This window comes from Streptomyces sp. NPDC055025, from assembly GCF_053608565.1.
The window spans coordinates 111,964-123,858 of the sequence record NZ_JBSGVS010000002.1; the positions used below are offsets into that span (position 1 = coordinate 111,964).

Consider the following 11,895-nt stretch of genomic DNA (forward strand, 5'->3'; position numbering starts at 1 on the left):
CGGGTGTGTTGGCGGTGGAGGAGTCGTTGCCGGGGGTGTTGGAGACGTTGGTGGTGGCGGGTGAGGCGTGTCCGCCGGGGTTGGTGGACCGGTGGTCGGTCGGTCGGCGGATGGTGAATGCGTACGGTCCGACCGAGGTGACGGTGTGCGCGGCGATGAGCCTGCCCCTCAACCCCGAAGACGGGTCCAGGACGGGCGCGGGCGACACCGACGGCGTGCCGATCGGGCGGCCGACGGCGAATATGCGGGCCTATGTCCTGGACCAGTTCCTCCAGCCTGTGCCGGTCGGCGTGGCCGGTGAGCTGTACGTGTCCGGGCCCGGTCTGGCGCGCGGCTACTCCGGGCGCCCGGACCTGACGGCGGAGCGGTTCGTCGCCGCCCCCTTCGGTGAGGGCGAGCGGATGTACCGCACCGGCGACCTGGTGCGCTGGCTTCCCGAAGGTCAACTGACCTTCGTGGGGCGGGCGGACGAGCAGGTGAAGATCCGCGGCTTCCGCATCGAACTGGGCGAGGTGGAAGCCGTCCTCGACGACCACCCGGAGGTCGCGCAGGCCGTCGCGACGGTACGGGACGGCAGGCTCGTCGCCCATGTCGTGGGCGGAGTGGAGGGAAGCGAACTGCGGGAGTTCGTCGCTGCACGCTTGCCGGAGTACATGGTTCCGGCGGTGGTGGTGGTGCTCGACGCGTTCCCGCTGACGGTGAACGGCAAGGTGAACCGGGCTGCCCTGCCTGCCCCGGAGTTCGGTGGTCCGGCGTCGGGGCGGCAGCCGGGTACGGCGGCCGAGGAAGCGTTGTGCGCTCTGTTCGCGGAGGTGCTGGGCCTAGAGGCGGGCGCGATCGGGGTCGGAGACAGTTTCTTCGAGTCGGGCGGCGACTCGATCATGTCGATGCAGCTCGCGTCCCGGGCTCGTCGTTCCGGTTGGGTGGTGACCCCCCGGCAGATCTTCGAGGAGAAGACCCCGGAGCGGCTGGCACTGGTGGCGGCCGGGACCGGGGATGCCTCCGCCGGGGCTGAGGACTCGGGTGTCGGCGAGATGCCGTGGACGCCGTTGATGAGGTCGATGGGCACGGACGCGCTGCGGCCCGGCTTCGCCCAGTGGACGGTGATCGGTGCCCCGGCCGGGCTCGGCGTGGACGTACTGGCGTCAGGCGTGCACGCGCTGCTGCGGGCCCACGGGATGCTGCGGGCGCGGGCCGGGGATGACCAGGTGTTGGTGGTTCCGGAGGCGGGTGAGACCGACGTGTCCGGGCTGGTGGTCCGGGTGGATGCCGTAGGGACCGCCGCGGGTGAGTTGGACCGGCTCGCGGCGGATGCCGCTCGGCAGGCGGTCACCAGGCTGGATCCGGCGGCCGGGGTCATGGTGCAGATGGTGTGGGTGGATGCCGGGCCGGAGCGGGTCGGTCGGATTGCGCTGGCCGCTCATCACCTGGTGGTCGACGGGGTGTCGTGGCGGGTGCTCGTACCCGATCTGCGGGCCGCGTGCGAGGCGGCGGTCGCGGGCCGGCGGCCGGACCTCGCACCGGCGCCGACTTCCTTCCGGGCCTGGGCGGAGGGGCTGCGGCGGGCCGCTCGGAGTCCGGCGCGGGTGGGTGAGCTGGACGCCTGGGTCGACATGGTCGCCGGGACGGCCAGTGCCGGAGATCCGCTGGTGGGTCACCGTGCGCTGGACCCGGTGGCCGACACGGTCGCGACGCTGCGCCACCGTACTTGGTCGGTGCCGGCGGGTCAGGCCGCGGTGCTCGTCGGTGAGGTGCCGGGGGTGTTCCACTGCGGGTTGCACGAGGTGTTGCTGGCGACACTGGCCGGTGCGGTGACGGGCTGGCGTACGCGGTCGGCTGTGCCGGGTGGGTTCCTGGTGGAGGTCGAGGGGCACGGGCGTGAGCCGTTGTCGGAGGGCATGGACCTGTCACGGACGGTGGGCTGGTTCACCGCCGCCTACCCGGTCCGCCTTGATACCTTCGGCGTGGATCTCGCGGAGGCTACGGCCGGTGGTGCGGCAGCCGGTGACCTGCTCAAGCGGGTGAAGGAGCAGGTGCGGGCGGTGCCCGGGGACGGGCTCGGCCATGGCCTGCTGCGTCATCTGAACCCGGAGACGGGGCCGGTGTTGGCGGCCCTGCCGGCGCCGCGGATCGGCTTCAACTACCTGGGCCGGTTCGCGACCGCCGGTGTCGGGTCGGACGTGGTCGTGCCCTGGCAGACGGCCGGGGACACGGCCGTCGGAGGCGCTGCCGATCCGGGCATGCCGGTGCTGCACGCGCTCGACGCGGGCGCTGTGGTGGCGGACACCGCGAGTGGCCCGGAGCTGACGCTCACCCTGAGCTGGCCCGCCGCGCTGCTGGACGAGACCGACGTGGAGGAGTTGGGCCGGGCCTGGCTCGGGCTGTTGTCCGGGCTCGCCGTGCACACCGCCGACCCCTCGGCCGGCGGCCACACCCCGTCGGACTTCCCGCTGGTTTTCCTGTCTCAGGGGGGTGTGGAGGAGTTGGAGTCGGCGGTGTCCGGTCTGGAGGATGTGTGGCCGTTGTCCCCGCTCCAGGAGGGTCTGCTCTTCCACTCGTCGTTCGATGACGAGGCCGGGGCGGATGTGTATGCCGGTCAGCGTGCGCTCGCTCTGGAGGGGCCTTTGGATGTCGGTCGGCTGCGGGCGTCGTGGGATGTGGTGGTGGGGCGGCATGCGATTTTGCGTGCGGGGTTCCATCGACTGGCCTCGGGAGAGGCGGTGCAGGCCGTGCCGCGGGCGGTGGAACTCCCTTGGCGGGAGGTCGACTTGAGTGGTCTGACGGAGGCCGAGGCGGAGGCTGAGGCGGCCCGGTTGTCCGGGGACGAGCTGTCGGCCGGTTTCGATCTCGCGAGGGGTCCACTGCTGAGGCTGTTGCTGCTTCGTCTCGGCGCGCGGCGTCACCGACTGGTGATGACGTCACATCACAGCGTTGTTGACGGCTGGTCGTTGTCCGTGATGATCGATGAACTCTCGGCGGCGTACGCCGCGGACGGCGGCACCCAGGCGTTGCCTGCGGTGCGGTCGTACCGGGATTACCTGTCGTGGCTCGGCCGTCAGGATCGGGAGGCTGCGCGCGCCGCGTGGCGGGAGGAGTTGGCGGGGGCGGAGGAGCCGACGCTGGTTGCTCCGGTGGATCCGGCCCGGTTGCCGATGCGGCCGGAAGCGGTGCGTGTCGAGTGCGGCGCCGAGCTGACACGGGCGCTGGAGGAGCTGACGCGGGAGCGCGGGTTCACGATGGCGACGGTGGTGCAGGGTGCGTGGGCTCTGGTGCTGGCTCGTCTGTCGGGGCGCCGGGATGTGGTGTTCGGGACGACGGTTGCGGGGCGGCCCGCTGATCTGCCGGGTGCGGAGTCGTTGATCGGGTTGTTCATCAACACCCTGCCGGTGCGTGCCGAGCTGGCCGGGGATCTGTCGGTGGCCGACCTTCTGTCCGAACTCCAGGCCCGACAGGTGCGCCTGATGGGTCATCAATACCTCGGTCTGGCCGAGATCAAGCAACTTGCCGGGCCAGGGGCGGAGTTCGACACGCTCGTCGTCTACGAGAACTATCCGCACTCGGCCCCGGCCACGCCTGACGGCCCCGATGCCCTCACCATCCGGCCGGGCGGCATCCCCCACGACGCCAGTCACTATCCGCTGGGGTTGATCGTCGCGCCGGGTGAGCGGATGGAGTTGCAGCTGGATCACCGGCCGGACCTGTTCGACCGGGCGCGGGCCGATGAGGTGCTGGCAGCGTTGGTGCGGGTGTTGGAGCAGTTCGCGGCCGACCCGGAGATGCCTCTCGGCCAACTCGGGTTGCTGGACAGGGAACGGTTGGACCGTCTGACGCGGGACTGGCAGGACGTGTCCCCCGAGGTGCCTTCCGGGACGCTGCCTGAGCTGCTTGCGGAGCAGGTGCGGCGGACGCCGGACGCGCCGGCTCTTGAGTCCGGTGATGCCGCCGGATCCGGCGAGCGCGCCCTGAGTTATGCGGAGTTGGAGGCTGCGGCGGGTCGGCTGGCGCGGTATCTGATTGCCGCGGGGGTGGGTCCGGAGCGGCGGGTCGCGGTGGTGGCCGAGCGGTCGGTGGGCACGGTGGTGGCGTTGCTGGCGGTCTCGATGGCGGGCGGGGCCTTCGTTCCACTGGACCCCGCGCACCCCGCGGACCGGCTCGCTCTGGTGCTGGAGGACGCCGACCCGGTCGCGGTGCTGTGCACGCAGGCCACTTGGTCCGTGCTGCCGGAAGGAACCCGCGGGCGGGTGATCGTCCTGGACGATCCGGAGACCGTGACGGCTGTGGCCGGGTGTGTGCCGGGTCGGGTGGTGGATGCGGAGCGTGTTGTGCCGTTGGGGGTGGCGAACGCGGCGTATGTCATTCATACGTCGGGTTCGACGGGGCGGCCGAAGGGGGTGGTGGTGTCGCATGCGGGGTTGGCGAATCTGGCGTGGGCGCAGGTTGACCGGTTCGGGGTGCATGGGCGGGCGCGGGTGTTGCAGTTCGCGTCGTTGAGTTTTGATGCGGCGGTGTCGGAGTTGTGTATGGCGTTGGTGTCGGGTGCGGTGCTGGTGGTGGCCGGGGCTGGGGGGTTGCCGCCGAGGGTGTCGTTGGGTGAGGCGGTGGAGCGGGCTCGGGCGACGCATGTGACGGTTCCGCCGGGTGTGTTGGCGGTGGAGGAGTCGTTGCCGGGGGTGTTGGAGACGTTGGTGGTGGCGGGTGAGGCGTGTCCGCCGGGGTTGGTGGACCGGTGGTCGGTCGGTCGGCGGATGGTGAATGCGTACGGTCCGACCGAGGTGACGGTGTGCGCGGCGATGAGCCTGCCCCTCAACCCCGAAGACGGATCCGGGGGAAGCGTTCCGATCGGCCGTCCACTGCGCAACGCGCGGACGTTCGTGCTCGACGAGTTCCTCCAGCCGGTGCCGGTCGGCGTGGCCGGTGAGCTGTACGTGTCCGGGCCCGGTCTGGCGCGCGGTTACTCCGGGCGCCCGGACCTGACGGCGGAGCGGTTCGTCGCCGCCCCCTTCGGTGAGGGCGAGCGGATGTACCGCACCGGCGACCTGATCCGCTGGACCGCCGAGGGCCAGATGGAGTTCGTGGGGCGGGCGGACGAGCAGGTGAAGATCCGCGGCTTCCGCATCGAACCGGGCGAGGTGGAGGCGGCGTTGGAGGCCCACCCCCAGGTCGACCACGCCGTCGTGATGGTCCGCGAGGGGCGGCTGGTGGGCCACGTAGTCGGCCACGAGGTGGATGCCGACGCCCTGCGGGTCTTCGCCTCCTCGCGGCTGCCGGAGTACATGGTTCCGGCGGCGCTGGTAGTGCTCGACGCCTTCCCGTTCACGGTGAACGGCAAGGTGGACCGAGCTGCTCTTCCCGACCCGGAGTTCGGTGGTTCGGGCTCGACACGACGGCCTGGCACGGCGGCAGAGGAAGCACTGTGCGGCTTGTTCGCGGAGGTGCTGGGCCTGGAGGCGGGCGCGATCGGGGTCGGTGACAGTTTCTTCGAGTTGGGCGGCGATTCGATCATGTCGATGCAGCTCGCCTCGCGGGCTCGTCGTTCCGGTTGGGTGGTGACGCCTCGCCAGATCTTTGAGGAGAAGACCCCGGAGCGGCTGGCGTTGGTCGCGGCCGTGACCGAGGACGCGTCTACGGACACCGGGGACACGGGTGTTGGTGAGGTGCCGTGGACGCCGTTGATGAGGTCGATGGGCGCGGACGTGCTGCGGCCCGGTTTCGCGCAGTGGACGGTCATCGGTGCGCCGGCCGACCTGGGCGTGGACGTGCTCACGGCGGGCGCCAGCGCGCTGGTGGAAGCTCACGGGATGCTGCGGGCCCGGGTCGGGAGCGACCAGGTGTTGGTGGTTCCGGAGGCGGGTGAGATCGACGTGTCCGGGCTGGTGGCTCGGGTGGATGCCGTAGGAGCCGCCGCGGGTGAGTTGGACCGGCTCGCGGCGGATGCCGCTCGGCAGGCGGTGACCAGGCTGGATCCGGCGGCCGGGGTCATGGTGCAGGTGGTCTGGGTGGATGCCGGGCCGGAGCGGGTCGGTCGGATTGCGCTGGCCGCTCATCACCTGGCGGTCGACGGGGTGTCGTGGCGCGTCCTAGTACCCGACCTGCAGAACGCGTGCGAGGCGGCGGCTGTGGGAGAGCCACCGGAGTTGGAGTCGGCGGGGACCTCGTTCCGTGCCTGGGCGGAGGGACTGCGGCGGGCCGCGCAAGGTCCCGCGCGGGTGGGTGAGTTGGACGCCTGGGTCGGCATGGTCGTCGGGACGGCCGGTGCTGGGGAACCGCTGATCGGCCGCCGTCCGCTGGACCCGGCTGTCGACACCACGTCCACCCTGCGCCTGCTCTCCTGGTCGCTCCCGACGGAGGAGGCCGAGGTGCTCGTCGGCGAGACACCGCGGGTGTTCCACTGCGGGCTGCATGAACTGCTGTTGGCCACACTGGCCGGTGCGGTGACGCACCGCCGCCCGAACCCGGGGACCGGCGCCGGCATCGGCTCCGACGGGTTCCTGGTGGAGGTCGAGGGCCACGGCCGCGAGCCGTTGTCGGAGGGCATGGACCTGTCGCGGACGGTGGGCTGGTTCACCGCGGCCTACCCGGTCCGTCTGAACGCCTCCGGAGTCGACCTTGCCGAAGCCGCCGCCGGTGGTGCGGCGGCCGGTGCGCTGGTGAAGCGGGTGAAGGAGCAGGTGCAGGCGGTACCCGGGGACGGTCTCGGGCACGGCCTGTTGCGTCACCTGAACCCGGAAACGGCGCCGGTGTTGGCGGCCCAGCCGGTGCCGCAGATCGGGTTCAACTACCTGGGCCGGTTCGCGACCGCCGGTGGTGCCGAGCCGGGCCCGGTCGAGCCCTGGCAGACAGCCGGGGACACGGCCGTAGGAGGCGCTGCCGATCCGGGGATGCCGGTGCTGCACGCGCTCGACGCGGGCGCCGTGGTCGCGGACACCGCGAGTGGCCCGGAGCTGACGCTCACCCTGAGCTGGCCCGCCGCGCTGCTGGACGAGACCGACGTGGAGGAGTTGGGCCGGGCCTGGCTCGGGCTGCTGTCGGGCCTCGCCGCGCACACCGCCGGTCCCCAGGCCGGCGGCCACACCCCCTCCGACTTCTCACTCCTCGATCTCGACCAGGACGAAGTCGAGGACCTCGAAGCCATAGCTGCCGAACTCGACGAAGGACGGTTCCTGTGAAGCCCCCGACGCCCCTCTCGCCGCCCGCCAAGGGATCCGCCCTCGCGGAAGTGTGGCCGCTCTCGCCCCTCCAGCAAGGGATGCTCTTCCACTCCTCCTACGACGACGAGGGACCGGATGTCTACGGCCTCCAGTGCGTCCTCGGCGTGGACGGCCCCCTGGACACCGAGCTCTTCCGCGCGTGCTGGGAGGCTCTGATCGAGCGCCACGCCGTCCTGCGCGCCAGTTTCCAACGGCGCAGGTCCGGCGAGGCGGTGCAGCTGATCTCGCGGAGCGTTGTGCTCCCATGGCGCGACGTCGACCTGTCGGACCTCGCCGAGGACGAGGCCCTGACCCGGTTCGAGCGGCTGGCCCGCGAGGAGCGGGAGGACAGGATGAACCCCGCCTCCCCGCCCTTGCTCCGGCTGGTGCTGGCTCGGCTCGGGGAAGCCCGCCACCGCCTCGTCGTGACGACCCATCACATCCTCCTGGACGGCTGGTCGATGCCGGTGCTCCTCGACGAGCTGGAGGCGGTGTACACGGCCGGTGGAGACATCCGGGTACTGCCCCCGGTCACCTCCTACCGCGACTACCTGTCGTGGCTCGGCCGCCAGGACCGGGAGGCGGCGCGCGCCGCGTGGCGGGAGGAGTTGGCGGGGGCGGAGGAACCGACCCTGGTCGCCCCCCAGGCGGCAGGCGGGGCCGAGGTCTCCGTACTGCCGCGGGACCTCGTCCTGGATCTTCCCGAGGAGACCACCGCGCGGTTGAGGGAGCTCGCCCGCGGCCGGAACCTCACGCTGAACACGGTGGTGCAGGGCGCATGGGGACTGGTCCTGTCCCGGTTGACGGGACGGAACGACGTGGTGTTCGGCGCGACGGTGTCGGGGCGGCCGGCGGATCTGCCCGGCGCCGAGTCCATGGTCGGCCTGATGATCAACACGCTGCCGGTACGGGTGCCGCTGGCCGGCGGGCAGCCGGTGCTGGACATGCTCGCGGACCTGCAGGCGAGGCAGTCGTCGCTGATGCCGCATCAGCATCTGGGCCTGAGCGAGGTGCAGGGGCCGGCCGGGCCGGGAGCGACGTTCGACACCCTCGTGGTCTACGAGAACTACCCGACCCCACCGGACGGGGCGCCCGTGCCCGGCACCATCTCCTTCACCCGCATGGATGCCCACGAGGCCACCAACTTTCCGCTGACCGTCGGCATCGTCCCCGACGCCGGCCTGCGGATCGTGATGACACATCGGCCGGACCTCTTCGACGAGGAGGCGGCGGCCCGCGTCGCCGGATGGCTGATACGGGTGCTGGAACAGGTGGCGGACGAGCCGACGCTACGAGTGGCCGACATCGATCTCCTCGACGGGCCCGAGCGGTCCGTGATCGTAGAGGAGTGGAACGCCACCGCGCGGGACGGGGTTCCCGGCACGGTGCTGGAACGGTTCCGCGGCTGGGCCGTCGGCACGCCGGACACGGCGGCGCTGTGGTTCAACGACCGACCGCTGTCCTACGGCGAGTTGGATGCGCGGTCGGATGCGCTGGCGCGGGGGCTGATCGCCCGTGGGGTGGGTCGGGAGTCGCGGGTGGGTCTGTGTCTGCCGCGTGGGGCCGAGATGGTGACCGCGATGCTGGCGGTGTGGAAGGCGGGTGGCGCGTACGTCCCGTTGGATCCGGAGTACCCGTCCGACCGGCTGGCGTTCATGGCGGCCGACAGCGGTGCGGAGTTGGTGGTGGTCGCGGAGGAGACCGTGGACCGGTTGTCGGCGGATGCGGAGGCGGTGCTGCTGGGCGAGTTGGGGACCGACTCGGGTGAGCTGCCGGACGTCACTTCTGACCAACTGGCGTACGTCATCTACACATCAGGGTCCACGGGCCGTCCGAAGGGCGTGGCGGTGGAGCACGCCTCCGTGGCCAACCTCGCCTCGGCGATGGGCCCCGTTCTGGGTGTGGGGCCGGGGCTTTCGGCGTTGCAGTTCGCGTCGTTCAGTTTCGACGCGGCGGTGCTGGACGTGGCGGTCACGCTGGCTGCCGGGGGCACGTTGGCGATCGCCTCGACGGAGGAGCGACAGGACGGCGCTGCTCTGGCGGCCATGATCGACTTCAACGGTGTCGACAGCGCGAGTGTGGTGCCGTCGTTGCTGGGGGCTCTGGATCCGAAGTCGGTTGCGGGGGTGGGGAACTGGGTGCTGGGTGCGGAGAGGCTGGAGGCCGGTCTCGCGGCGAAGTGGCGTGCGAGCGCGCGGGTGTGGAACACCTACGGCCCGACGGAGGCCACCGTCATCACCACAGCCGTCCTGTTGGAGGAAGACATCACCGGTGAGGACGCGCCACCGGCGATTGGACGCCCGCTGCCGAATGTCCGTACCTACGTGTTGGATGCGTTCCTGCGGCCTGTTCCGGTGGGTGTGGCGGGGGAGTTGTACATCGCGGGGGAGGGTCTGGCCCGCGGCTACATCGGTCGATCCGACCTGACGGCTGAGCGGTTCGTGGCCTGTCCCTTCGGTGATGGCACGGGGCGGATGTACCGCACCGGTGACCTGGTCCGCTGGACGGTGGACGGGCAGCTGGAGTTCGTCGGGCGTGTCGACGCGCAGGTGAAGATCCGCGGGTTCCGGGTCGAACTCGGCGAGGTCGAGACGGTGTTGGCCGCCCATGCACAGGTTGAGCGGGCCGTGGTGCTGGCGCGCGACGGTCGGCTGATCGGATACGTCGTCGGAGGCGCGGACACCGAAACGCTGCGGGCCTTCGCCGCCACCCGCTTGCCCGAGTACATGGTCCCGTCGGCGGTCGTCGTACTCGACACGTTCCCGCTCACCGTCAACGGCAAGGTCGACCGTTCCGCCTTGCCGACGCCGGAAGCTGCGGTGAGTGCCGGTCGGGCTGCGGAGACGCCTGCCGAGAAGGTGTTCTGCGCCCTGTTCGCCGAGGTGTTGGGGCTGGAGGTCGTCGGGGTCGGGGATGGGTTCTTCGAGTTGGGCGGCGATTCGATCATGTCGATGCAGCTCGCGTCCCGGGCCCGTGCCGCGGGGTGGACCGTTTCGCCGCGGCAGGTGTTCGAGGAGAAGACGCCGGAACGGCTGGCCCTGGTGGCGGTCGCGGTGTCCGGTGGGGCGGCGGGGCGGCGGGTGGCCGCGGACACGGGTGTCGGTGAGGTGCCGTGGACCCCGGCGATGCGGTCGATGGGCGCGCACGCGCTGCGGGGCGAGTTCGCGCAGTGGACGGTGATCGGTGCGCCGGCCGGGCTGGGTGTGGATGTGCTGGCGTCAGGCGTGGATGCGCTGCTGCGGGCGCACGGGATGCTGCGGGCCCGGACCGGGAGCGACCTTCGGACGCTGATGGTTCCGGAGGCAGGTGAGATCGACGCGTCCGGGCTGGTGGTCCGGGTGGATGCCGTAGGCCTCGCCGAGGGCGAGTTGGACCGGGTGGCGGTGGACGCTGCTCGGCCCGCGGTGGCGCGGTTGGATCCGGCGGCTGGTGTGATGGTGCAGGTGGTGTGGGTGGATGCCGGGCCGGGCCGGGTTGGCCGGATTGTGCTGGCGGCTCATCACCTGGCGGTCGACGGGGTGTCGTGGCGCGTCCTGGCGCAGGATCTGGGAACCGCGTGCGAGGCGGCGGCCGCAGGCCGGCCAGCGGTCCTCGATCCGGCGCAGACCTCCTTCCGCACCTGGGCCCGGGAGTTGGAGCGGTCGGCGGAAGACCCGCGGCGGGTCGAGGAGTTGGCGAAGTGGGTCGAGCTGGTGGGCACCGCCGGTGAGCCGCTGATCGGCCACCGCGCTCTGGACCCGGCCGCCGACACGGTCGCGTCCTTGCGGCGTTGTTCTTGGTCGGTTCCGGTGGATGAGTCCGCGGTGCTCGTCGGTGAGGTGCCGGCGGTGTTCCACTGCGGTCTGCATGAGGTGTTGCTGGCGACGCTGGCCGGTGCGGTGGCGGGGTGGCGGCCGGGCTTCGGGGCTGAGCCGGGTGGGTTCCTGGTGGAGGTCGAGGGGCATGGCCGCGAGCCGTTGTCGGCGGGGATGGATCTGTCGCGGACGGTGGGCTGGTTCACCGCCGCCTATCCGGTACGGCTGGACGCCTCCGGTGTGGACCTGACGGAGGCTGCGGCCGGCGGTACGGCGGCTGGTGTGCTGGTGAAGCGGGTGAAGGAGCTGGTGCAGGCGGTGCCCGGGGACGGGCTCGGTCACGGCCTGTTGCGTCACCTGAATCCGGAGACGGCGTCGGCGTTGGCGGCCCTGCCGGTGCCACAGGTAGGGTTCAACTACCTGGGCCGGTTCGCGACCGCCGGTGGTGCCGGGGAGAGTTCGGCCGAGCCCTGGCAGGCGGCCGGGGACACGGCCGTCGGTGGCGCTGCTGATCCGGGCATGCCGGTGCCGCACGTGCTCGACGTGGGTGCCGTGGTCGCGGACACCGCGAGTGGCCCGGAGTTGACGCTCACCCTGAGCTGGCCCGCCGCGCTCCTGGACGAGGCCGACGTACAGGAGTTGGGGCAGGCCTGGCTCGGGCTGCTGAACGGTCTCGCCGCGCACACCGCCGACCCGTCGGCCGGCGGCCACACCCCCTCCGACTTCTCACTCCTCGATCTCGACCAGGACGAAGTCGATGATCTGGAGGCCGAGTTCGCCGACGACCACCTCTGATTCCCGGCCGCTGCCCCTCGGTCTCCGTCCCCCGACCACTGACCACCGCTCACTGCCGGCCCACCCCCACAGCTCCGTTCGCGCCACCCACCCCCACAGCTCCGTCCGCGCCACCCGCC

General features: G+C 71.6%; 2 protein-coding genes (1 of these 2 only partly in view). Both read left to right on the plus strand.

Going from position 1 to position 11,895, the window contains the following annotated elements; genetic code table 11:
- Positions 1-7,166, plus strand: the final stretch of a protein-coding gene (locus ACWGDX_RS01705) for a non-ribosomal peptide synthase/polyketide synthase (protein ID WP_453621162.1). The gene continues 15,520 nt to the left of window position 1, outside the view; only the last 7,166 of its 22,686 coding nucleotides appear in the window; its start codon lies beyond the left edge, outside the window; it ends in the stop codon at positions 7,164-7,166.
- The gene (locus tag ACWGDX_RS01710) at positions 7,163-11,776 is read left to right on the plus strand and encodes an amino acid adenylation domain-containing protein (RefSeq protein ID WP_453621164.1); all 4,614 of its coding nucleotides are present in this window, start codon (positions 7,163-7,165) and stop codon (positions 11,774-11,776) included. Before ACWGDX_RS01705 ends, ACWGDX_RS01710 begins: the two co-directional genes overlap by 4 nt.
- Positions 11,777-11,895 lie beyond the last annotated feature (119 nt).